Here is a 24,708-nt window from a genome sequence, read left to right on the forward strand (position 1 = left end):
ATAACCAGCACATCCTTAATCCTAGCTTTGGAGATTTCCCTGTATTATTTTGAAAATCCGGCTTGGTATCAATATTTGATGCTTTGTGTTGAGATTTGCGAGACTTTTGGCTTTAATAGTTGCGAAATATAATCCTTAAGGCCAGTATTGCCCCAGTTCGAAAGCAAATATCTGCCTATTGATCGAGGTGCTTATGTCCCAGACCCAAGCTATTGTTGACGGCCTGAAACGAGAATTGAAGGCCCAAGGTAAGACCTATGCCCATGTGGCTAAGGCCTTAGAGTTGAGCGAAGCTAGTGTAAAGCGCTTGTTTTCCTCAGCCAATATCTCCCTGCAAAGACTCGATAGTCTCTGCGAGCTACTTGGGATGACGGTTGCCGAGCTGGCCAATAAGGCCCAGGCTCAGCAATCTATCAGCCAGCTAAGCCAAGAGCAGGAGCAGCAATTGGTTGACCAGCCCAAATTACTTTTGGTGGCGGTTTGTGCATTGAATAGATGGCAGTTTCACGAGATCGTGCATACCTATCAACTCAGTGGCGCAGAGTGTGTGCAACTCTTAGCCAAACTAGATCGTCTTCGTTTAATTGAGTTGCTGCCGAATAATCGCATTAAGTTATTGGTTGATCGTGGCTTTCGCTGGTTGCCTGAAGGTCCAATTCAGCAGTACTTCCGTCAGCAAATTCAAAGCGATTATTTCGCCAGTAGCTTTGATGGCGCGGGCGAGCTAATGTTGTTCCAAAATGCTATGTTATCCCCAAGCGCCAATGCCATTATGCAGCGCAAAATAGAAAGCTTGGCACGCGAGTTTAACCAGCTCGCCGAAGAGGATAAAAACTTACCACTCGAAGAGCGTTTTGGCAGTAGCTTGATGATAGCTATTCGCCCATGGGAAGTTCAAAGCTTTCAGCGCCTTCGTCGTCCGGGTACGGGCAAACAGTTTCCAGCTGCCTAGCCCCCTTGTGGCTTATAAGAGTGCCCCTAGTGGCTCATCAGATTTATTGAAAAGGAATTAGCATGTCACATCATAGTAGTCAGTTTGAGTTACTCGGTCAGAGACGGTTTTTGCCCCTCTTTCTGACACAGTTCTTTGGTGCTTTTAATGATAATGTTTTTAAAAATGCGCTGATCGTTTTACTAGTATTCAGTATTGGTCAAAACAGCGAGCAAATGGCGGTTTTGAGTAACCTTGCCGCCGGCTTGTTTATTCTGCCGTTCTTTCTGTTTTCATCATCGGCTGGCCAGTTGGCCGATAAGTTTAATAAAGCCGCTTTAATAAAATGGATCAAGGCCTTTGAGGTTGTCATTATGGGGTTTGCTGCATGGGCGATGTGGCAAAACAGTGTGCCAGCGATGATGAGTGTGCTCTTTTTGTTGGGTTTTCAATCGGCGATGTTTGGCCCTGTTAAATATGCCATTCTTCCCCAAGCCGTGCATGAAACCGAGCTGGTAGGTGCTAATGCCCAAATCGAAATGGGTACCTTTAGTGCGATTTTACTAGGTACTGTGCTGGGTGGTGTTTTAGCTAACAGCGAGCAGGCCACACTTTGGGTGTCTATTGCTGTGGTAACGGTATCTGGCATTGGTTTTATGACCAGCCTGTTTATTCCTAAAGTGCCGGCTTCCAACCCAGACTTAAAGTTTAACTGGAACCCCCTGAGCCAGACACTTCGTGTTGTAAAAATGGCCCGCTCAAATCACACGGTATTTTTATCGATCTTGGGTATTTCTTGGTTTTGGTTTATAGGTGCTGCGTATTTAACTCAGTTACCTGTATTCACCAAAGATGTTTTGGGCTGTGACCCTACCGTCGTTACCTTTTTGTTGTGTGTGTTTACCGTTGGCGTTGCGCTGGGTTCTTTATTGTGCGAAAGAATGTCTGGCCAGAAAGTAGAAATGGGTTTGGTGCCTTTTGGTGCTGCCGGTATCAGTCTATTCGGTATTCACAGTTATTTTGCAGCAGCCGGCTTTGTAGCCTTGGATAATGGTGATTTTTGGCAATTTCTAATGGCGCCGGGCAGTTTACCAGTTATCTTTGATCTGATGATGATTGGTGTTTTTGGTGGCTTTTATATTGTACCGCTGTATGCCGTGATTCAAATCCGCTCGGAAGAAAAAACACGCGCTCAAATGATCTCCGTAAATAATATTATGAACGCTTTATTTATGGTGGGCTCAGCCTTGATGGGAGTTCTATTCCTAGCAGTACTTGATTTGAGTATCCCGTATTTCCTACTTACCATCGCTTTAATGAACATCGGCATTGCACTGTTTATCTTCTATCAGGTACCTGAATTTACCATGCGATTTTTGGTATGGATTCTTAGCCACACCATGTACCGTGTTAAGCACAAAGATCTGGATAAGATTCCCGAAAAAGATGGCGCGATCATTGTTTGTAACCACGTGAGCTATATGGATGCCTTGCTGTTGGCTGGTGCAGTGCGTCGCCCGATTCGCTTTATCATGTTTAAGCCCATCTATGATTTGCCGGTATTAAACTTTATTTTCAGAACAGGCCGTACTATTCCTATTATTTCTCAGCATGTTGATAAAGAGGCCTATGAGCGCGCTTTTGATGAAATATCTGAAGGTCTAGAAGCCGGGGATCTATTGTGTATCTTCCCAGAAGGCAAGCTTACCGAAAGCGGCGCGATTAATGAGTTCAAAACGGGCATCGAGCGCATCATAGAACGCAATCCAGTCCCAGTAGTGCCAATGGCCCTTAAAGGACTATGGGGAAGCTTTTTCAGTCATAAAAACGGCCAAGCGATGCTTTCCCTACCAAGACGTTTTTGGTCCAAAGTTGAAGTTGTTGCTGCAGACGCCATCGAGCCAGAGCAAGCTACAGCCGCTGAGCTGGAGCAAGCTGTAAAAGAACTGCGTGGGAATGCGGCTTAGTGTTTAATAAGGCTCAAGGGGGTAATCAATTTTTGAAAATGCCCCCTATTGCTGTTTTGATAGCGGCGTTATTTTTACCTCAGCTCGCGGAGGCTAATGGCGGGCTTCCTATTATTTTCATGGTGAACGCCTATGCATTTTTGTTTGGGGCTGTCCTTGTATTTTTGATTGAACTTGCATACTTAAAACGGTTGGCCCCTGAGGTAGGTTTCAAACAACTGGTCCTATGTGTTTTTAAATTCAACTTATACTCCACCCTGGCGGGTGTGTTTATAATTCCAGCTGTTTTTCTTTTGCTGCGAATCGATCCAGTAATATGGGCAATTTTCTACGAGCCCTCAGAGGCCACTATGAACTTTGTGTGGTGGTCCTCTCTAATTCTTGATTTCGTTTTGGCTTACGCGGCCACTATTTATATTGAATATCGAACCTTAAAAACCTCAAAGGTGGCGGAAGTTTTAGAGGAACGTGCTGCCTTGATACGTCATGTACTTCAGTTTAATGCGCTGAGCTACGGTGTATTGATCATTATTGCTTACCATGGCTATCAGCAGTTCTTTTAGCTTAAGGCTGGTAGCACCGTTTCCGGAGTCAGACCTGACCCCTTTTAAGAAGTAGATCCCTAAATCTTGCAACCGTACATCCTTAGCTAGCCTCATTCCCCAGCTGAATGTCGTCTTCCACCATGGCCAATATCATCAAATAGTGAGAGCCTAGTCATAGGGCTTAGGCCGTCGAGAAATAACAATAAGGAGCCGGTATGTCATCTACGATTTACTTTGCCGATCAGGCAATTGATGAAAGCAGTTTTCACAGTGGTGCCAGAAAAATTGCAGCGGTACTGAAAGATAGTGGCGTTGAGCCAGATGATGCGATTGCTATTTTAATGCGCAATGAGCCGGTCTATCTGCAGATTATCGAGGCCTGCCGCTATGTTGGGGCTCGCTATGTGGCGCTAAACTGGCACGGCTCTGCGGCCGAGATAGCCCATATCCTGGAAGATTCCCAGTCTAAGGTTTTAATCGCCCATCAGGATTTATTGGATGCTTTATCTGGCAATGAGGTCTTTAATCAGCAAAGCGATAAGATCTCTGTTTTTTCCTGCAGCACGCCAAAATCCATTGCCGATAAATACAATCTCGACAGTAGTGAAAAGCAGTCCACCGCTCAGTCTTTAGAATCGGCGATCGACAAAAGCGAGGAAATCGCTACGGAGCCTCAAAAAGTAAGGGGCTTATTTGCTTATACCTCCGGCAGTACTGGCCGACCCAAGGGAATCACTCGCCCAGCCAGCCCCGATGCCCCCGATCGCTATATGATGTACCAAATGCTGGGGCAGGGCTTTATGTTCCTACAACCTGGCGATAAGTTTTATATGGCAGCACCCATGTATCACAGTGCGCCCAATACTTTGAGTTTATCGGCACTGGCCACGCCGGAAGTGGATATTTATATAGAGCCTCAGTTTGATCCAGAGGCCTTCCTCAAGGCTGTTGAAGAACACAAGATAAGCCACGCTTACATTGTCCCCACGATGATGGTGCGCCTATTAAAACTACCCCAAGAAATGCGCAGCAAATACGATGTGAGCAGCTTGCGTTATTCCGTGTCCACCGGCTCGCCCTGCCCGGTAGATGTGAAGGAAGCGATGATCGATTGGTTTGGCCCAGTGTTTAATGAAAGTTATGGTGCCAGCGAACTGGGCTTTATGACCTTAATCAGCTCGACTGAAGCCCAAGAAAAACCTGGCTCGGTAGGTCGTGCCCGCGAAGGTACGGCCATTAAAATTTATGATGATGAGCTCAATGAATTGCCCGCAGGTGAAACCGGCACCATCTATATCCACTCCATGCTCGCATCAGGCTTTGGCTACACCAATAGCGAAGGCGATCTCAGCGATCAAGAACTGGGAGGCTTTGCCACAGTTGGTGATGTGGGCTACCTAGACGAAGAGGGTTTCTTGTTTATCAGCGATCGCAAAAAAGAAATGATTATTTCGGGCGGTGCCAATATCTTTCCGAGTGAAATTGAAGCTGAAATTTTACGTCTGCCCGAAATATTGGACTGCGCAGTGTTTGGTGCACCTGATGAAGAGTTCGGTGAAAAAATCGTCGCTGCTGTACAGTTACAAGCTGACAGTGAATTGAGCCTAAATGATTTACAGCAGGCGCTAGAGGGTAATTTGGCAAGGTTCAAAATGCCTCGCAAGCTGGATATTCATGATGCTTTGCCAAGGGAAGATAGCGGCAAGATATTTAAGAAACGCTTGAAAGATCCTTATTGGGAAGACGCAGGAAGAAAGGTTTAAAAGAATAAAACTCTGGGGGCTCGCAATTAAAGCCCCCAGAATAGACTGGCTACTGAATTTAGCGCTTAGCTAACTAAGGTAAAAGACAAGAAGAATCCAGCAATACAAGCACTCATCAGGTTGGCCATAAAGCCACCGATTACAGCTTTCAGGCCGAGTTTGGCAACATCTTTGCGACGTTCTGGAGCAATGGTGCCAAAGCCACCTAGTAAGATACCAATCGAAGAGAAGTTAGCAAAACCGCATAGTGCAAAGGTAATAACGGCTTGGCTGTATGGGCTTAGCTGATCTTTGATCTCGGCAAAGTTGGCGTAAGCGATAAACTCATTAAGTACCAGCTTCTGACCAATTAAGCTGCCAGCGGTAATGGATTCTTCCCAAGGCACGCCCATTAGAACCGCTACAATGCGGAAGACATGACCCAAAATCCATTCAAGAGATAAATGCTCTAAACCAATCCAGCCACCTACAGCCCCTAGGATACCGTTTAGCATTGCAATCAGAGCGATAAAGGCGATCAACATAGCGCCAATATTGGCCGCTAGTATCAGACCTTGTGAGGTACCGCTTGCGGCGGCGTCGATCACATTGACGTATTCTTCTTTATAGATTTCGCCTTCTTCGCTGGCGGCATCCAGCTCTTCGGTTTCAGGCTCTAGAATTTTAGCCATCAGTAGGGCGCCTGGCGCTGCCATAAAGCTGGCCGCAAGCAAATACTTAAGCTCAACACCTAGCCCAACGTAGCCGGCCAATACCGAACCGGCAACGGTAGCGGTACCACCTACCATCACTGCAAATAACTGTGAGCGGCTAAGGGTAGGAATATAAGGTTTGATGGTAAGTGGGGCTTCGGCCTGGCCGATAAAAATATTCGCAGCGGCTACCATGGATTCTGTGCGGCTGGTGCCTAAGAGCTTACGTAGGCCGCCACCGATAACCCGAATTACCCAGATCATTACACCCCAGTGGTAAAGAACGGCAACCAAAGCAGAGAAGAAAATCACCACCGGCAGAACATGGAAGGCGAAGATAAAGCCCATCTTCATGCGGCCAATGTCACCGAATAAAAACTTAATGCCATCTTGGGCGTAGTTTAAAACGCTGGAAACAGTTTCCGAGAGGCTGGCCAACATGGTTTGGCCAAAAGGCACATAAAGAACCAAGGCGCCTAGAGATACTTGCAGCATAAAGGCGGCACCAACCGTGCGCCAGCTTACTGAGCTGCGGTTTTTCGAAAATGCAAAAGCAACGGCCAGCAGACACAGCATGCCCACTAGAGGTATCAAAGAAGTCAAAGGACGCTCCTTGGCGGTATTGTTGTATTTGTATAAGCCTTGCGGCTCTATGCCTGCGTGTTCACATTATGGGATAGGTGATCACGAAGTAATGCCAGGCTGCGTCCCGGCTCTGCGGTGCCAGATAATACCACATCCGCTTGCTGACGGGAGGGCAGAATATAAGCTTCGGCCATAGGGCGCACGGTGGCCTGATATTGGCTCAGTACAGATTCCATATCCCGGCCGCGTTGCTGGATATCCCGTTCTAAACGTCTTATTAAGCAGATATCCATGGGCGTATCGACGTAGATATTAAGATCTGAAAAGTTGCGTAATTTCTCTTGTGACAGCAACAAGATGCCTTCCACAATGATGATGGGGCAGGGCTTAAGGGTTTTTACTTGGTCGCTGCGGGTATGTTGGCTAAAGTCATAAACCGGCATATCAACGCTATGCCCAGCTTGCAGTTGCTGCAATTGCTGTAATAGCAACTCATGCTCAAAGGCGCTCGGGTGATCGTAATTCTGTTCACAGCGCTCGGCGAAGGCTTTATCGTTCTGATCCCGATAATAGTTATCTTCGTGGATGATATTTACACAATCAGGCCCTTGGCTTTCACTGAGTGAGGCGGCTAAGGCTTCGCTAAGGCTGGATTTACCTGAGCCCGATGGCCCACTGATCAGAATAATGGTTGAACGCATTTGGCAATTTCTATCGTCTAATGGAGAGGCCGCACTATAGCAATACAGGCGCCGCAATTCACGCGCCGAAGAACATAAGTGCCAATACTATTGGTTAAAATCCGAACAGGAGAGGAAGATGAAACAAAAATTACTGGTATGCGCTGTTGCCCTAGCGGTAAGCGCCTGTAGCGGCCCCCAAACGGGTGGTGACAAAGTAGCCAAGGCTGATGCCGAACAAAGTGCTCAACAAGTCATTATGAACTCCGGTATTGATACCACCGGTATGGATAAAAGTGTGAAGGCGGCTGATGATATGTTCCGCCACACTAATGGTCATTGGTTAGATACTCACCAGATCCCGGATGATAAGTCCCGCTGGGGCACCTTTAACGTATTGGCTGAAAACAGCAAAAAGCAAATTCGTGAGATTATTGAAGAAGTCTCGCAAAAAGCCGGCTCGGCCTCAGGTCAGCAAATTGGCAACTTGTATAACAGCTATATGAATGAAAGTTTGGTGAACGAGCTGGGCATGAAGCCCTTAGAAGCTGAGTTTGCCGCCATCGATAAGCTGCAAAGCAAAAAAGATGTGGTGGAATACTTCGCCCGCGTTGGCATTATGATCGATCGTGCGCCAGCCGCCTTTTGGGTATACGCCGATAAAAAAGATCCAAATACCAATGTGGTGTATCTCGTTCAAGATGGTCTAGGCTTACCGGACCGCGATTACTACTTTGACGATACCGAAAAAGCTAAGAAGACCCAGGCTAAGTATCAGGAATACTTGCAAGCGTTAACTGATTTGGCCGGCTTAAAAGGCGATACCGCTAAAGTGTACGCTTTAGAAAAAGCCATGGCTGAACACCACTGGACCAAGGTTGAAAACCGCGATAGCGAAAAGACCTACAACCGTATAAGCAATGAAGAAATCAATGGCTGGATGTCTGACATTGGTGCTGACGCTTGGCAGGGCTTCTTAAAGGCGGCCGGTGTTGCTGGTCAGAAAGAATACATCGTTTATCAGCCAAGTTATTTGCAGGCGCTTCCAAAGATCATTAATGACACAGATCTAGAAACCTGGAAGCTGTATTTCAAACTTCATCTAATGGACAGCTACGGCTCAGAAATGCATAAGCCATTATTTGATGCCCGTTTCGATTTCCGCAGCGCGCATCTATATGGCGTAAAAGAGCCAAGTGCTCGTTGGAAGCGTGCTGTAAGCGCCCTTAACAACAATCTAGGTGAGCTCTTAGGTCAGGAATACGTAGCGCGTCACTTCCCGCCAGAAGCCAAAGCTCGCATGAAGAAGCTGGTAAACAACTTGATCGCAGCTTATGGCGATTCCATCGATAAGCTGGAATGGATGGGTGATGAGACCAAGGTTGCTGCAAAAGATAAGCTCAGCAAATTCCGCACTAAGATTGGTTATCCGGACAAGTGGCGTGACTACAGCGCATTAGAGCTTAAAGCTGATGATCTAGTGGGTAATATGCAGCGCGCTCGTCAGTTTGAGCACGACTTCATGATCGATCAGTTGGGCAAGCCTGTTGACCGCGAGCGTTGGGGTATGAGCCCACAAACGGTTAATGCTTACTTCAACCCAATTCTTAACGAAATCGTATTCCCTGCTGCCATTTTGCAGCCGCCGTTCTTTAATCTAGAAGCGGATGATGCGGTTAACTACGGTGCGATTGGTGGTGTTATTGGCCACGAAATTGGTCACGGCTTTGACGATCAGGGTTCACGTTACGATGGTGATGGCTATCTGCGTAACTGGTGGACTGATGAAGATCTGGCCAAGTTTAAAGAGCGCACTAAAAAGCTTATCGATCAATACAATAAGTTTGAGCCCTTACCAGGCGAGCATGTAAATGGCGAGCTAACCATTGGTGAGAACATTGGTGACCTTGGTGGTTTGAGCATTGCCTATAAAGCTTATAAGGCAACCCTAAACGGCAAGCCTTCACCAGTAATCGACGGCTTTACGGGTGAGCAGCGTGTGTTCCTAGGTTGGACTCAAGCCTGGCGTAGCAAGGCGCGTGATGAGTATTTAAGCAAGCAGCTTAAAACCGATCCTCACTCACCAGCTTTATATCGTGTAAACGGTGTGATGCCTAATATCGATGCTTTCTATGAAGCTTTCGATGTGAAACCGGGTGATGGTATGTACTTGCCACCTGAAGAGCGCGTTTATATTTGGTAAGTTAACAAATAGATCGCTTATAAAAACCGCTTGGCTAAAACAGCAAGCGGTTTTTTTGTTTTTGAAATTCGAGTTTTTAGTGTTTGTTTTAGATTTTTCCTGCCGGTTTATTGATCAAAATAAAACTAAATTAGGTAAACAAAAAATAAAAGCTACCGCTTTGGTGGTGAAGGTTTATTTTTCTTGCCGGAAGATAAACGTATTTCATGGCGCTCTCACTAGACTTTATTTCGTTATCCGTTAACCTATGTTTCATATTGGGTGGCGACAAAAATTCAGTCTAATAAATACAGTCCGAAAAAATCGAAACTGCTAACCAGTTCTAGTGATTTTTCAAAAACAGCACTGTTTATTTTTATTTTGCCATCTATACTGAGTTCACAATCGAAATGTAAATTAGTTAATTAACTATTTGGTTTTGGTTGACAAGTTTGTAAGGAAACTGGCGGCGTTTAGGTCAAATCGAAGCAAGGAAGTGTTAAAGTCGATTTGCACTAAGGAGATGGGCAGGAAGCTGATCACACCGGTTTACCGGCTAGGATAGGAAAACTAAGCGTCGCACCATTTTTATTTCCCCTTCGATTTTTCATTCTGATAATTAATTTTGTCGCAGTCATTTTGAGCCCACTCCAATCCATAGGGCGAAGCTCAAAACACTTTACAATCTAAAATTGATTATTCGCTTTCTTCGTAAATAGCGTAAAACTTTTAAGCGTGCCCAATACTCTCCCATGTGCCCTTAAAGCCAGCGGGTATGGTAAAGGCATCGCCGGCTTTTACCGTTTCGGTTTGCCCATCTTCGCTACAGATGATGGCCTCACCGCTGATCATGTAGCAAAACTCATCCTCGCTGTATTCAATATTCCATTTCCCTGCATCTGAGCGCCACACGCCACAGAAGAAATTCTCGGCTTGGTTAGTGAACATATTATGGGTTTCTTGCATGGGCTGACCGCTAATGAGCTTGCTTGGGTCAATGGGGCTGCTTTCGCCGCCGGCGCTACTGGCAGGCATACGTAGAATGGATTTGGACATTATTTGCTCACTTATTAAAGTTGAATGATGGTTCGGTTAATGCGGGCTAATTTAATGGTTCGCTGTTTGCGGGTCAAGGCAGTTATACTCAGGATATTCCAACAGCGTACTTAGCAAGCCATTGCTAAGTGCACAGATCCAAGGCCATCTTTTATTAATGAACACCGTTATTCACCAACGCCAATCAGACCCGAGTGCTGAATTACAGCAGTCAGAATTACCCCCTTTATTACAGCGTATCTACGCCAGCCGGGGGATTGCGCAACTGGCAGAGCTTGAGCTGCAGCTGGCTAAGCTTCCTTCACCTGATTTGCTCAAGGGCATGGCCCAAGCGGTTGATCGCTTAGAGCTTGCTTTGCGACAGCAGCAAAAGGTTTTGATTGTTGGCGATTTCGATGCCGATGGCGCCACCAGCACCAGCGTGGCCACATTGGCTTTGCAGTCCATGGGGCTACAACAGGTCGATTTCCTAGTGCCCAATCGTTTTGAATACGGTTATGGCCTAACCCCAGAAATTGTAGAAGTAGCGGCGAATGCACCCGATAAACCTGATTTACTGGTGACGGTAGATAACGGTATCTCTAGTGTGCAAGGCGTTGCTCGGGCGCAGGAGCTCGGCATGGAAGTGCTGGTTACTGATCACCACCTGCCAGGCGAGGAGCTGCCCGATGCGGTAGCGATAGTGAACCCGAATCAACCAGGCTGCGAATTTCCCAGTAAAAACTTGGCGGGTGTGGGGGTGATCTTTTATGTCATGTTGGCTCTACGGGCCAGGTTACGATCGCAAGGCTGGTTTGCAGAGCTGGCAATAGCAGAGCCCAATTTAGCCAGCTTATTGGATTTGGTAGCATTGGGCACGATTGCCGATGTGGTGACTTTAGATCATCCCAATCGAATCCTTGTGCAGCAGGGCTTAGCGCGTATCCGCGCTGGCCATTCGCGGCCGGGAATCCAAGCGTTGTTAAATGTCGCCGGTCGGCCCGCCAATAAAATCAGCTCGGTCGATTTAGGTTTTGTATTGGGGCCGCGCTTAAATGCCGCTGGCCGTCTTGATGATATGAGCCTCGGTATCGATTGTTTGCTGGCACCCCATGAAGGCTTAGCGGCCGAGCTGGCTACCCAGCTAGATGACTTAAATCGTGATCGCAAAAGCATCGAGCAATCCATGCAAAAACAGGCCATGGCGACCTTATCGCAATTGGCTTTAGATGAAGCCAATATGCCCTGGGGGCTCACTTTGTACCAAGCCGATTGGCATCAAGGGGTTATTGGTATTTTGGCCTCGCGCATCAAAGATAAATACCATCGCCCGGTGATCATTTTTGCTGATGAAGACAGTGATGCCGGCACCATTAAGGGCTCAGCCCGTTCCATTCAAGGCTTACATATACGAGATGCCCTAGATTCAGTAGCGGCGCGCAACCCAGGCCTACTGAATAAATTTGGCGGTCATGCCATGGCCGCTGGCATGAGCCTAGCGAAAAATCGCTTTGCAGAATTCCAAATCGCCTTTGATGAAGTGGTGCGCGAGCAGCTCAGCAATGATGACCTGCAGGCCAAGATTAATAGCGATGGTGCCTTAGCGGCCAATGAGCTTTCCATGCCGATGGCAGAGATGCTGCAAAGTGCTGGCCCTTGGGGGCAAAACTTCCCAGAGCCTAGTTTCGATGGCGAGTTTTATCTGGTTAATCAAAGAATAGTGGGCGATCGACATCTGAAATTTACGGTCAGCCTTGAAGAGGGCAGTCAGCAGCTTATTGATGCCATCGCTTTTAATGTTGATACCGATAAGTGGCCGAACTACCGAGCCGAGCGCTTACACCTATCGTACAAATTGGACGTCAATGAGTTTCGTGGCCGTCGCAGTTTACAACTGTTAGTGAATCATATTGATGTTCTGTAAGAAGCTAGCGAATAATCCAAGGCCTTCAAATTTCTCTGTAAATAACTGTAAGTTCACTATGGCAGCTTAGTAGCTTCAGAATAAAGTATGGTTTGCTAGGGCCTGTTAACATTAGTTCGCAGTGACGATCGAATCAGTGTTAAAGGCCCTAATAAAACAACAATAACGAATAGGCAATACCATGAAAATTTTCCTTACTGGAGCTTCTGGCTTTGTAGGCAAGGCTGCCTTGCAAATGCTGGTAAAAGAAGGCCATGAAGTCGTCGCCATGTCTCGCAGGGCCGAGAGCGACCAACTTATAAAATCCCTAGGGGGAACCTCCAAACGCTGTGATCTGGAATCGATAAATGCCGAGCATATTGCCGGCTGCGACACTGTGATTCACAGCGCGGCCTATGTAGAGCAGTGGGGGCCAAAAGACGCTTGGCACAAGGCCAATGTAATCGGCACCGAAAATATGCTCGCGGCGGCCAAGCAAGCCGGAGTAAAGCGCTTTATTCATATTGGCACTGAGGCGGGCTTGGTTCATGGTCAAGATTTGCATCATGCTGATGAAAGCTACCCGCTCGCCCCGGATTCGCCATACCCCTATTGTGCTAGCAAGGCTCAAGCCGAGCAGCGAGTTATGGCGGCTAATAGCGCCCAGATGCCTTGCTTGGTGCTACGGCCAAGATTTATCTGGGGCCCCGGAGATCAAACCTTATTGCCTGCCATTGAAAAAATGGCCAAGCAAAATGCTTGGGTATGGATAAACCACGGCCAAGCGATGACCTCATCAACCCATATCGATAACCTGATTCATGCCGTCAAACTGGCACTACACAAAGGCGAGGGCGGTGAGGCCTACTTTGTATTGGATGATGGTGATCATAGCTTACGGGATATAATCGAAGGTATGGCGGCCAGTAAGCAGTTGCAGCTTGGCAATAGAAATCTTCCGCTCTGGTTGGCCAGTGCTTTGGGGGCAATCTGCGAAAATAGCTGGCGCTGGCTCAATCTAGGTGGCGAGCCGCCACTGAATAACTACACCGTCATGGTGATGTCTCGCAACTGTACTTTGAAAGACGATAAGGCACGCTCTGAGCTTGGCTATCAGCCAGTTATTAGCTGGGACGAAGGTATGGCAAATCTCTAATAATGGCATGAATTATGGGTATGAATTACCGGTGTAGATTTGTTACTCAAAACGGCAGTTTTTAAGCTAAAAATAGTACTTTTGAGCGTTTTTATCAGCCCAGATAACAAGGCCATTCTTTACTTGTTTTAGATCAGCAAATTGCGTTCTTTCCTATGGTATATAAGTGTAATACTGAACATATAAACTAATTGAGCTTCTGTTGGCCTTGGTTTCTAATGAAACTAGCAAATAGGCCTGCTAAAAACTCAGCTCAGCCAAGTGGAAGCATTTAAAACTAGGAGAGAAACCCGTGAAAGACGATACAGTGAACACTAGCCTACCGGATACCAGCGAATTGGCCGAGGTCGATTTTAGCGCTGTGAATGAGGAGACATTGGAAACCTTAGCTGGCGAAGCGGCCAGCGCCATGGTGGAAGGTGAGGATTCAGTGGATCATTTACATCACTTGGCTGAGGTACGCAAAGACCCTGAAGCGATTCGAAAGCTATTTCTCAGTGGTGAGTACCCCTACAAAACCAAACTAAAGCGCCAAGATTACGATCGCAAAAAGCGTCAGCTTCAGATAGAGCTGTTAAAGGTTCAAAAGTGGGTAAAAGAATCTGGCCAAAAAATCGTAATGATTTTTGAAGGTCGTGATGCTGCGGGTAAGGGTGGCGCCATTAAGCGTTTTACCGAGCACCTAAACCCTCGTGGTGCGCGAGTCGTTGCTCTTGAAAAGCCCACTGAAAACGAAGCCGGGCAGTGGTACTTTCAGCGTTACATAAAGCACTTACCAACGCGTGGTGAAATGGTACTGTTCGACCGCTCTTGGTATAACCGTGCCGGTGTAGAGCGCGTAATGGAATTTTGTACTCCAGAAGAATACCTGGAATTTATGCGTCAGACTCCTGAGCTAGAGCGCATGATGGTGCGCAGTGGTATTCGCCTATTCAAGTACTGGTTCTCTGTAGGCCAAGATGAGCAGCGCCGCCGTTTTGAAAGCCGTGGTAATGATCCGCTAAAACAGTGGAAGCTATCGCCAATCGATAAGGCTTCTTTAAGTAAATGGGATGAGTATGCCGAAGCGAAAGAGGCGATGTTCTTCTACACAGATACCGCCGATGCGCCATGGACTATTGTGAAATCCAATGACAAAAAGCGCGCACGCCTAGCCTGCATGATGCACTTCTTGAACAGCCTGCCTTACCCAGATAAAGATGAGCATGTTGTACGCCGCCCAGATCCGCTGATTGTTGGGCATAGTGAGCATATCATTGCTAAATCTAAGCATATTCTTGGTCATCACTTGGGTGATTGGTAATCAATCCTTAGGCTCAGTAGGGCACTAAGGCTGATATTGAGTATGGCTGCCGTTTTGATTTTGGTTGATCAAGCGGCAGTCTGAGCGTTTTTGCTTGATTCAGTAAAAAGACCTGTTTAAGCAGATTAGACCACCAACAGCGAATTGTTGCACATCTATTTAATCTATATAGGCACAAGAAGATACATATCCCAATAGAATACTGATATCCCTGTACTTAGTAATGCAAAAACAAAGCAAGCATCAATCGGCGAACTGTTTCCAGCGAAAATTCCAGAAGTTAGCAAGTTTTCTGAGTCCACCAATATATCTTCAGACTTCCAGGTAGAGGTCAGGCTTATTTGAATGTCAGAGGAGAAATCATGAAGAGGCCACCAGCCAAAAGGCTTCGCCTTCATATTGTGAATGGCAAAGGCAAAGAACGCCGCTAATGTAATAATCGCTATATTTCGAGTCATGTTTTGGAGAGGTACCTATATTGCACTAAAAAAAGCGTTGCTTTCCTGAAGTCCTTTCATAGCTATTGGTTGTGCATATCTTAATATACGTGCGATATATCTCATGGTGTGTGACACCCCAATAGTGGGCCGGAGCACGTACTGCCCAGATCCAGCCGAGAGGCGACATTGACTTGTTAGTTGTTTTCTGTGGCTTCATCGCTCCTATCATCCCAAATTACCTTAGAAAAAAACGCATACATTACGCCGATTATATAGATAGGTATCACTGGTACAGTGAAATTGAGAAAGTCACTAATGCCGCTAAAATTGAAAATGCTCATTCTGGCTTCATCTGCTATGGCTATAACCACCCAGGCCTTCCAAAGTATTTGGGGGTTTACCTTGATTTTAAAAATATAAAGCAGGCCAGCTAAGTAAATAGGTATATTTATGCTTAAGGCTGCAAGTTGGAGAAAAGTAGCATTACTGATTGACCAAATATATAAGTCTATATAATCGAAGAGCTTCCACCAAAAATATAAATTTATCACAAGCATCAAAAGTAAGGGGCGTTTATATGATTCTCCCTCAGAATCTGATGTCTCTTTATGTTTCATGCTTTTTTGTGCCTCTAACGTTTAAAACAGGCGTGCTTTTTATGTCGCCTTGCCTTTGATTGTTAGCATTTTCCCGGATATGCTGAAATGCTCGATTTCTAACCTCTTGAATATATGCAGCCTTATTAAGGCACGTTTTTCCAGACCTTGCCAAGGAATTCACTTCTCTTTCCGCCTTTGTGAAAGCTGAAACAATAACAGTATCGCGGGAAACCAAATATGAGTGTTCGTATTTTTTTAATCTCTCGTTTACTTCGATGTACCTCTTGGTAATTTCGAGTAACTCTGGGAAAACAGCGGCTTGTTCTGACTCACTCATATTGCCAAGCTTATAGCTTTTATACTCAGTAAGAATAGCATTCGCCTTTTCTTCTAGACCTCGTGCTACGCTAGCTAATACCTTTTGAGATACATAGGGCTCTACTTCAGGCCATTTCTCAGCTTCTTCAGAGAACAGAGCGGACGAATACTTCCAGTGTGAATTCTGCGAATAACACTCCGGTTCCTTTGTCGAGGCGGTAGAGCAGCCTCCAAGGCCTATAATTAGTGTTGTAATAGCTAGTTTTTGCATAGTTATTCTAGCGCGAATTCAGGCAGCTTATTCCAGTGCTTGGCTTTGTTAGAGCCTTTTGCCAAGACCAAATTTGGCTTTCGCCACATACGTTAACCCAGGAATCCCAAAAAACACGGTAAACATTATAGCATTAAAAATCGATTGATCTGACCGAGCACTAAACAAGGGGCCATCTCCAAAGATCTGTGATGACAAATACCAAACGGATGCAATGATTAGTACGGAGCCGATTAAGCTTCCGAAAAATTGACGGACTCTACCTTTAAATATACAAGTAAGTGCAGTAGCCAAACAGAATCCACCGAATAGGTAAAAAAACATCTGCGTTTTAGTCGGGGGAGCTGTCAGGATCATCATTCTCCCCATTAAGCCGGCAAGAAGACCCAATAGAATCCTTGAAGGCGGGCTAAGGCCTTCATTGATTCTTTCTTCGGTTTCGCGATACATAGGAAGCTATAACGTCTGCATTTGCGGCTGGTTTGGGGCGCAGGAAAACCAGTCCGGCAACATGCGTTTGCTATAGCCTTTATATTTCTTCAGCATTGAAGTACTGCCCATAGTCGGCATGAGTTTGCACCCATAGAGCGATTTTCACCTCAAAGCCTTTTCTTTTAATCTGCTCTCCTAGCTCCCTCATATAAATTTCGCTTGCACTAAAGTCTCCCAACGAAAGAACCTCAGCTCCAATTTTAGATATTTGATAGCAACCTAAAGATAGCTTTTTGTTAGCGTCGTCAGCTTCAACTAACAAAATTCGATTCCTATTAATTAATTCGTTAGAGTATTTATTCTGTTCCCTGCTTGGTATACTTAATTCTAAACCGCTCACCTGGCCACCCTGAACACCGTTGACAATACCCAAGTCATCCATCTGTAGAAGAAAGCTAAAATTTATCCCTTCTTTCTCAAGGGTTGGAACTTTAAATATTGACCTGCCAATAACAAATTGGCCAAGCTTAGAGATTGCTGTAGCTTCTTCTTGGGAAAGATTTTTAATAAATTCAAGTGTTCTTAATGAGTATGTCCCAGGGGATTTTACTTCACCTGCGAGCGTTCTAGCCCACAGCTGACGTAACTCATCGTTACTTGTATTTTTGGCGTTTTCACGCCAGCGATGCAGCCAATCGGAATCAACCTCCTTCTCTAAAGGTTCTTGTTTAGATCTTAAAATCTCTTCCTCAGCTAAACATATCGTTTTGTTGATGTTGATTTCTTGTTGTATTTCGTTGGATTTTTTTTGACTTTCTATCTTACTTGTAAAACCATCAAGATTGAGCGTTGGCTCTAACCTACCTAAATAATCCACTTCACCATTTTCCGAAGTAACTTGGTTAGCTTCTATCAATTTACCATCGGGTAATAGTTGCTTTCTTCCTTGTTTAATATTCTTAACTTCCACTTCAGCCTGCGCTAGCATAAGCATTTCATCACGGCGAACCTCAGCATGTGCTTTACCTTCCCTTTTTATTTGCCATGGTGACGCTAAAGACCCAACTCCATCTTTTACTAGTGTTTCCCATAATTTAATGAGTAATTTTTCGCCTAACATCATCTTTCCATTTGTGAACGAGGCTAATGGCTATAACGCCTCAAGTATAGGTGTGAAGCATCCTATTCTTTGAATTGTCAGCGCCTACTGCTCCCACAGGTTTTGACTAATAAATGAAAGCTGTTTCTGACACTTCTCGATTGAACTATTAACTGTGACCCGCTGATCTCCAATCATGAAGCTTTGCTGAGGATTAAGGCACTTTATTGGAATTTGCTTTGCTGAAGCGATTCGACCTGAACCTAAGAAATCATCAAGTGGAACAATGTGGTTGTCTGGGTCTTCGGTGGTGAAGCAATCTATGTTTGATTGGATCACCTGCTTAACCTTTTCTAAGTATATTTTTGTCTGATTATTAGGTTCATTCCGGGCTCCTGGACTAGTAGACCAACCGCAATGTGTAACAACCACCATTTGTATTTTTGGACTATGGAGGCTAAGACCTTCCTGACTTCTTAAAAATGACCGGCTTGTATCTTTGAGCAATGAAATTAGCAGAGAAAGGGAGTCTACTGATTGCTGATCTGTTCGTACTGGAACAATTAGTGAATCAACAGCATGCCAAGACAAGTGAGTTGCACCAGAAAAAAATGGAGATGTATCGATAAGTACTCTATCAGTGCCAATTTTCTTTGTTTCTCTATCTAGTAAATCTCGAAATGAGTTTAAAATTTGAGAAACCGCTCGATCAGCTTCACCAGGAATCCCTCTTGCTTGGGATAAAGCTGATTCCATGATAGATGGAAATTCATACAGATTGGGTGAAGAAGGAACGAAGTAAGCTCCTCTACCTTGGAAATATGAATTTTTAGACTCCACGTCTTGAGCGATATTAGAAGGGAATGCCATTCTAGGCAAAAGGTATGGGAGTAAGGCATCATATATCGTTGTGCCTGTCGCTCGTCGGCCCTGGGTAAAAAAGCTTGTAGAATTTCCTTGAGGGCAAGTATCAACAGCGAGTACACATTCGGCATCATATGCAAGATTAAAGGTCAAGGTAGACTTGCCAATACCGCCTCTTAAGTTACAAACGCCATAGCGATTATGTTTAGGTAAGCCTAAATTCAACAAATCCGACATCTCAGGGTACATACTGGCATAACTCGAATTTGCCCACTCCTTTGCGTCCCGCTCATAATAGGCAGACTGCCTAGCTATAATTTTATCTATATCCATTATATTCCCTTGTATGTAATTTGAATTAAAAAGCTAACACCTGGCTAAGCGGCAACAAAATTGTTGGCTAAAATAGCGAGGAACGAGCAAAAGCTATTTTTTGTCCGTTAAAGCAACTTGTTGGAACTTTTAGAACGGTAACTCTTCATCAGAAATGCTTGAAGGCATCCATGGGTACTGCTGAGTTGCGGACACAAAGTCCGTAACATGATTCCCCCTAATCCCCCAGTATTCAACCTCGGAAACTTTCGTTGAATCAGACTTTAAAGTATCTAATGTTACTTGCCAGTAGCGATGATTGTTATGCCCTGTTCTAACCGATGCACTTGCATGCTTAGGCTCCACCAAGGTTCCCCGTGCTAAACTATCCGATTTTAACAATTCTGTTTCTTCATCAACTTTTGTAATAATATCGCGAATCGCGCTTTCTAAAGCGTCAAGGTTATCAGTTAATGTACGTTTTGATAAAACCACATTAAACTCTTTACTTGATGCGACATCAAGTTCTGAATCAAGTCGGCCAAAAATATACGAGTCAGCTATATAAATACAATTATCTTTTACGACCTGAAAGTTGCGTAAAACTTCAACTGTTCTTAAGTTCCCGACTTTATAGGTATAAAACTCTTCAGTTACTTTGTTTTTTAGTAAGGTCGGAATTTTGTACGAAAACGATAAACGAACCCAGTTTTCATCTTCACAATAAAACAGGGATAAGGTTATATTTTCACTTCCTAATGCTTTTAATTTTACGTACCAAGGTTCATCACTATTTGTGGGAACTAACGCGCTAATAGATGTGATCTTTACCAGTGCTTTTTCAACTTCCATAAGCACATGCTTAGTGTTTTGTTTTATAAGATCAATATCATCTTCTTTGATAGGCCTAAAGTGAGCTAGCGAGTTTCTAACAGTTCCTATTTCTTTCAGCTTTGTGACTACAATAGATTTACTAGCTTTGAAGTACTTCGCAAAATATCTCCAGTAGGCGTCAGATACAATAATATCAATAAGTTCTCCACTATTTAAAAATAGCATCGGAGACGTTATTTCATGCCCTAAGTATCCATATTCATCGCTTTGCTTTATTCTTTTTTTAGTTTCGCTTTTTATGCAACCACCTGAAATTGCAGTTTCTTGCCACTTTCCCTTCAGTTCTTCTTTTAATACAGTGTATACAAAAACCCTTAATGAGTTTTCGAACCGAAAAAGAACATTTAAAGCTTCATAATAATATAGGTGTAGCCAACGTTCGGGTATCTCAACTGAATTATTATCTTTGACTTGTGCTTTTTTCCACTCCATCAGATTACACCTTAATTATGAATAAATTCATACGCCCCGCACAGGGGCAGACAAATAAGCGCAGCGTTTTGGCTGTCCCGGCGACCAGTGGGAGCGATTGCTGCGGCTTGTATAGGTTTTAGTCTCGCTCATGCTCAGTAACTTTAAGGCTGAGTAGTCGCACGCCCAATATAGCGCTGGCTGCCGACTGTGCCATTTCTTGATTTGAGATGCTTAACTTTTGACTATCGTATGAAATAAACGAATTACCATATGGGTAGTCTTTACCGAGATACTCAAGAGCCATTGTGCAGTTAGGAGGTTCTACAGTTAGCGACTTCCCGTTTTCTAAACTAAACGTTAACTCCTTTTCTCGTATCTCATTCCATTTAAAGTACCAATCTCCACCACCGCATCGCCTTTCCTTATAAATACACCGCATAGGAATTGATTTCGATGCCTCGCCTCGCTCCGTGACTACAGTGGAGGTGTAGTGGTCAAGTAAATCTGGCCACGGTTTAGTAGCCAGCCCAGTACAACTGCTCAGCAGTGTTTGGACTTAAACCACGGTTATGTCGATGCGGCCTTGTCTGACTGTAGTAGCCAACAAGATAATCTGTCACTGCATATTTTGCCTCTGTAAAACTTCGATAGCCAAGTGCTGGTACCCACTCGGTTTTCAAACTCCTAAAGAATCTCTCCATCGGGGCGTTGTCCCAGCAGTTGCCTCGACGACTCATGCTCTGAGTAATTTGGTAGCGCCACAGTTGCTGCCGGAACCTTCGGCTGGCGTAGTGACTCCCTTGATCCGAGTGAAACATTAGCCCCTTAGGTTTTCCGCGAGACTCAAATGCCATGCTTAAAGCCTGAGACGTTAACGCACTGTCTGGCGATAACGACATTGCCCAGCCAATTGGCTTTCGCGCAAATAAATCTAACACTACTGCTAAGTATGCCCACCGCCGACCAGTCCAGATGTAAGTCACATCACCACACCAGACTTGGTTGGGCTTAGATACATCAAACTGACGATCTAGCTTGTTAGGTATTGCGATGTGCTCTTGGCTTGACTTCTTGTACTTATGCACAGGTGTCTGGCTGCTGACCAACTCAAGCTTTTTCATTAGCCTGTTAGCTCTGTAGCGGCTTAAATTCGTGCCTCTGGCCGTTACAATATCTGCAATGGTTCTAGCGCCTGCTGAGCCGTTGCTCTCTTCAAATGCCGCTTTTATTTGACCGTTTAGATCAATCTGCTCTGGCGACAACTGTCGCGACCGCTTGCTCCAGTATTTGTAACTGCTTCGGTGTATATCGAAGACTTCGCAAATCAAAGTTACTGCGTGGCTCTCTTTGAGTTTGTCGATTAACGAGAACCTCTCATCGAGTCCGACATCAAGAGAGCTGTAGCCTTTTTTAATATCTCTTTTTCTTCTTCGACCCTCCTGAGCTGTTTCTCCAGCTCGCGAATACGCTGTTGATCTGGGGTCATTGGCGTGCCTAAAGGCGCTTTTCCTTCACGCTCTTCGCGAAGTTGGCGCACCCACTTATCCATTGTTGATTTACCCACACCCATTGCATCAGCCGCTTCTCTGACACTACGGCCTTGGTCTACTACCAGTTGGGCAGCCTCAAGTCTGAATTCGGGGCTAAAGGTTGGTCTTGTTCGTTTGCTCATTGGACACCTGCGTTGTATATGAGATGATCATATCACCTCTTATCAGGTGGCCAAATTTAGTGTGCCACTACAAGGAGATAACTAAGCGATATACTTCTTTTTCTGGGTGTTGGCTCGAATTTACTCCACACGAAACAACAGTGGCAGTACCTACACAACCACTTAGCATAAGAGCTAGAGATAAAAAAAGAAGCTGATTCATGTGTGACCTATAACAGTTTATTCAACACGCCGGTATAAATAAAACCAAAAAGCGGACGCTTCTTAATAATTCGGGGATATCAGAAATAATAGGAGGGTGTCCGTTTCAATACCTAGCTGCATTCCTTTGTCTAAAGTCCTAATTTATTGCTTTCTCAGCACTTTTACAAGCATTTGTAAAATCATATCAAGCTCAACAGGCTTGGCGCCTAAAGCATCAAATATTGGGTCTCATTTTGCTTTTTATCTTTATATTCGTGGCCATTCTTCAGTGTGTCCTAGGGCTAACTATGGCTTATGCTGTTATGCTTGCAGAAAAACACCATAAGGATACCCGATGCCTCACTTGGAACTCACTCTTGCTTTAGTGCTCGTTGTCGCCATGCTTTGCCAGTGGTTGGCTTGGCGGGTAAAGCTGCCTGCTATCTTGTTCCTATTATTGAGTGGTTTGATTGCAGGGCCGGTGAGCGGATGGGTCAATCCAGATGCTATGCTGGGCGATTTATTAATGCCCATGGTTTCCATGTCCGTCGCAATTATTCTTTTTGAAGGCAGCTTAACCTTAAATTTAAAAGAGATTCAGGGCGTCGATAGGGTGGTTCGGCGCATGATTACGGTGGGTGCACTGGTTACTTGGGTTGTGGTGGCGGTTGCTACTCATCTGATTTTTGAATTCAGTTGGCAAGTCAGTGCATTGTTCGGGGCCATCGTTATTGTGACTGGCCCAACTGTTATTGTGCCAATGCTTCGGGCGGTAAGGCCGACAGCAAAAATTGCCAATATTTTGCGCTGGGAAGGCATAGCCATTGACCCCGTTGGCGCCCTGATGGCGGTTATTACCTTTGAATTTATTCTCGCCAGTGTCAACAATCTTCCTGCCAGCCATGTTTTATTGTTATTTTTGGAGGCCGTAGCCGCCGGTACTGCAATTGGTATTGCCGCTGGCATTGTATTGGGCCTACTGCTAAGCAAAAACCTTATCCCAGAATATCTGCAAAACATTGCCACTCTAAGTTTGGTCTTGATCGCATTTAGCGGCTCCAATGCCGTTGTCCATGAATCGGGCTTAATTGCAGTTACTGTAATGGGCATGTGGCTGGCCAATAAATCGGATTTGGATATTCACCCCATCCTGAACTTTAAAGAGCATTTGAGCCTGTTGTTGATCTCTATGCTGTTTATCCTTTTGGCGGCTCGTATCGACTTGCAGCAGCTGGCGGACATTTTCTGGCCAGCATTGATGCTGCTATTGGTTTTGCAGTTTGTTGCGCGGCCATTAAAGATATTGGTTAGTACCTGGGGCTTGGATGTCAGCTGGCCAGAGCGTGGTCTATTAGCCTGGATTGCACCACGGGGTATTGTGGCGGCGGCTATTTCCGCTATTTTTGCCGATCGTTTACTGGCCGCTGGTTTTCAAGAGGCCGCCTTACTAGTGCCCATGACCTTCTTTATGATCATCGGTACGGTGGTATTGCAAAGCAGCACCTCACGTATATTGGCCAGCTGGCTTGGGGTTGCCGAGCCAAGTGCACGTGGCTTCCTTGTGGTGGGGGCAAATGCTTTCTCTCGCGCTCTGGCGAAAGAGTTTCAGCGCCATGATATTCCTTGCTTGCTGGTAGATTCCAACTGGAACGATATTCGCCAAGCTAGAATGGAGGGTTTGGAAACCTTCTATGGCAACCCGGTTTCCGATCACGCTGAAACCTATTTAGATTTAAGTGGTATTGGAAATCTATTGGCTATCTCAAGACAGGCTCATCTTAATGCGATATCAGCCGTGCATTTTAGAGCAGATTTTGGCAGTGAGAGAATCTACAGCTTGATGTCTGTAAGAGATATGAACAGCTTTGAGAAGCATCAATTTGCCGATAGCTACCAAGGCCATAAATTGTTTGGCGAGGAAATTAGCTATTATGATCTCGCTAACAAAATGAATAAAGGCGCCGAGATCAAAAGCACCAATATTACCGAAGAGTACAGTTGGGAAATGTACCAAGCGGACTACCAAGATAAGCGAACCCCTTTGTTTATGTTGGATAGCAAGGGCAAGGCTAAACCGTTTTTGGTAGCTGACGAGCTAAAGCCTGATGCCGGCACCACGATCTTAGCCTTGGCCGAAGCCGATGCCCAAGAGGCCGTTAAAAAGCAAGAAAAGCAGTTAGAGAAAAAGAAGAAAAAGCAAAGCAAAAAGCCAGTTGCTGAAGAACAAGCCAGCCTTCCTGGCTTTGACCAGATCTGATCAATCTTTTAGCAGGGTTGCCCTATCGTTACTGGGGCTGCCTTGCTACCTTCCGAGTACTGTCTAAGTTTCTATCTGTACCCTCTACCTCTATATCCTCTATATCTTCTATACCCACTATTCGCTGACATGAGTCAAAAGTGGCGTACTATTTGGCAGCTATAAAATGCAAACTCCAAAATTAACAAGTGAATGTCATATTTTGTAAACC

20 protein-coding genes are annotated in these 24,708 nt (G+C 45.1%); 9 read left to right on the forward strand and 11 right to left on the reverse strand.

What is annotated here, in order from left to right:
- Positions 1-193 precede the first annotated feature (193 nt).
- From Q1A08_RS11790 to Q1A08_RS11805, 4 genes are all read left to right on the forward strand, one after another.
- Positions 194-952, forward strand: coding sequence for a helix-turn-helix transcriptional regulator (locus tag Q1A08_RS11790; protein ID WP_299773093.1), 759 nt, complete (start codon positions 194-196; stop codon positions 950-952).
- 62 nt (positions 953-1,014) lie between these two features.
- Positions 1,015-2,898, forward strand: a complete 1,884-nt coding sequence (locus Q1A08_RS11795) for an MFS transporter (protein ID WP_299773095.1) — start codon at positions 1,015-1,017, stop codon at positions 2,896-2,898.
- A complete protein-coding gene (locus tag Q1A08_RS11800) occupies positions 2,898-3,461 on the forward strand; it encodes a hypothetical protein (RefSeq protein WP_299773097.1) in 564 nt (187 codons plus the stop codon). Before Q1A08_RS11795 ends, Q1A08_RS11800 begins: the two co-directional genes overlap by 1 nt.
- A gap of 197 nt (positions 3,462-3,658) precedes the next feature.
- Positions 3,659-5,206, forward strand: a complete 1,548-nt coding sequence (locus Q1A08_RS11805; RefSeq protein ID WP_299773099.1) for an AMP-binding protein — start codon at positions 3,659-3,661, stop codon at positions 5,204-5,206.
- 65 nt (positions 5,207-5,271) lie between these two features.
- On the opposite strand, the gene Q1A08_RS11810 is transcribed toward Q1A08_RS11805, so the two are convergent.
- Together Q1A08_RS11810 and udk are read right to left on the reverse strand one after the other, a co-directional pair.
- Positions 5,272-6,501 (reverse strand): NupC/NupG family nucleoside CNT transporter, encoded by a 1,230-nt coding sequence (locus Q1A08_RS11810; RefSeq protein WP_363323528.1) that lies wholly within the window; start codon positions 6,499-6,501, stop codon positions 5,272-5,274.
- Between the two features lie 47 nt (positions 6,502-6,548).
- Entirely contained in the window at positions 6,549-7,184 is a 636-nt protein-coding gene (udk, locus tag Q1A08_RS11815; RefSeq protein WP_299773101.1) for a uridine kinase, read from the reverse strand.
- Between the two features lie 118 nt (positions 7,185-7,302).
- Between udk and Q1A08_RS11820 the strand changes: the two genes are divergently transcribed.
- Positions 7,303-9,366, forward strand: a complete 2,064-nt coding sequence (locus tag Q1A08_RS11820; RefSeq protein ID WP_299773103.1) for a M13 family metallopeptidase — start codon at positions 7,303-7,305, stop codon at positions 9,364-9,366.
- Positions 9,367-10,074: 708 nt separating this feature from the next.
- Here Q1A08_RS11820 and Q1A08_RS11825 read toward each other — a convergent pair.
- On the reverse strand, positions 10,075-10,401 hold the full coding sequence (locus tag Q1A08_RS11825; RefSeq protein WP_299773105.1) for a cupin domain-containing protein: 327 nt from the start codon (positions 10,399-10,401) through the stop codon (positions 10,075-10,077).
- A 157-nt stretch (positions 10,402-10,558) separates the two neighbouring features.
- On the opposite strand from Q1A08_RS11825, the gene recJ reads away from it, so the two are divergent.
- The 3 genes from recJ (at position 10,559) to ppk2 (ending at position 14,742) form a co-directional block, all read left to right on the forward strand.
- Complete coding sequence (gene recJ, locus Q1A08_RS11830; RefSeq protein WP_299773106.1) at positions 10,559-12,304, forward strand: single-stranded-DNA-specific exonuclease RecJ; 1,746 nt, start codon at positions 10,559-10,561, stop codon at positions 12,302-12,304.
- Between the two features lie 181 nt (positions 12,305-12,485).
- Positions 12,486-13,439: an NAD-dependent epimerase/dehydratase family protein gene (locus Q1A08_RS11835; RefSeq protein ID WP_299773108.1), complete on the forward strand. Its 954-nt coding sequence runs from the start codon at positions 12,486-12,488 to the stop codon at positions 13,437-13,439.
- Positions 13,440-13,731: 292 nt separating this feature from the next.
- Positions 13,732-14,742, forward strand: a complete 1,011-nt coding sequence (gene ppk2, locus Q1A08_RS11840; RefSeq protein ID WP_299773110.1) for a polyphosphate kinase 2 — start codon at positions 13,732-13,734, stop codon at positions 14,740-14,742.
- A 164-nt stretch (positions 14,743-14,906) separates the two neighbouring features.
- Here ppk2 and Q1A08_RS11845 read toward each other — a convergent pair whose 3' ends face one another.
- The 8 genes from Q1A08_RS11845 to Q1A08_RS11880 all read right to left on the reverse strand — a co-directional run bounded on the left by Q1A08_RS11845 (position 14,907) and on the right by Q1A08_RS11880 (position 22,057).
- Complete coding sequence (locus Q1A08_RS11845; RefSeq protein ID WP_299773112.1) at positions 14,907-15,200, reverse strand: hypothetical protein; 294 nt, start codon at positions 15,198-15,200, stop codon at positions 14,907-14,909.
- Positions 15,201-15,376: 176 nt separating this feature from the next.
- Positions 15,377-15,799: a hypothetical protein gene (locus tag Q1A08_RS11850; RefSeq protein ID WP_299773114.1), complete on the reverse strand. Its 423-nt coding sequence runs from the start codon at positions 15,797-15,799 to the stop codon at positions 15,377-15,379.
- A complete protein-coding gene (locus tag Q1A08_RS11855) occupies positions 15,789-16,370 on the reverse strand; it encodes a hypothetical protein (protein ID WP_299773116.1) in 582 nt (193 codons plus the stop codon). Before Q1A08_RS11855 ends, Q1A08_RS11850 begins: the two co-directional genes overlap by 11 nt.
- Before the next feature lie 529 nt (positions 16,371-16,899).
- Positions 16,900-17,922: a DUF2806 domain-containing protein gene (locus tag Q1A08_RS11860; protein ID WP_299773118.1), complete on the reverse strand. Its 1,023-nt coding sequence runs from the start codon at positions 17,920-17,922 to the stop codon at positions 16,900-16,902.
- 84 nt (positions 17,923-18,006) lie between these two features.
- Entirely contained in the window at positions 18,007-19,098 is a 1,092-nt protein-coding gene (locus tag Q1A08_RS11865; RefSeq protein WP_299773120.1) for a ParA family protein, read from the reverse strand.
- A gap of 129 nt (positions 19,099-19,227) precedes the next feature.
- Positions 19,228-20,403 carry a Swt1 family HEPN domain-containing protein gene (locus tag Q1A08_RS11870; RefSeq protein ID WP_299773122.1) on the reverse strand — a complete coding sequence of 392 codons (1,176 nt, stop codon included), beginning with the start codon at positions 20,401-20,403 and terminating at the stop codon, positions 19,228-19,230.
- A gap of 118 nt (positions 20,404-20,521) precedes the next feature.
- Positions 20,522-20,824: a hypothetical protein gene (locus tag Q1A08_RS11875; RefSeq protein ID WP_299773124.1), complete on the reverse strand. Its 303-nt coding sequence runs from the start codon at positions 20,822-20,824 to the stop codon at positions 20,522-20,524.
- Between the two features lie 76 nt (positions 20,825-20,900).
- Positions 20,901-22,057 (reverse strand): IS3 family transposase gene (locus Q1A08_RS11880; protein WP_299773126.1). Its coding sequence is split into 2 segments (ribosomal slippage): positions 20,901-21,799 and positions 21,799-22,057, totalling 1,158 coding nucleotides; the frame shifts between segments, so codons are not numbered across the junction.
- A gap of 538 nt (positions 22,058-22,595) precedes the next feature.
- Here Q1A08_RS11880 and Q1A08_RS11885 point away from each other — a divergent pair.
- Positions 22,596-24,497, forward strand: coding sequence for a sodium:proton antiporter (locus Q1A08_RS11885; protein ID WP_299773128.1), 1,902 nt, complete (start codon positions 22,596-22,598; stop codon positions 24,495-24,497).
- Positions 24,498-24,708 lie beyond the last annotated feature (211 nt).

This window comes from uncultured Pseudoteredinibacter sp. (assembly GCF_947500695.1).
Lineage (GTDB): Bacteria > Pseudomonadota > Gammaproteobacteria > Pseudomonadales > Cellvibrionaceae > Pseudoteredinibacter.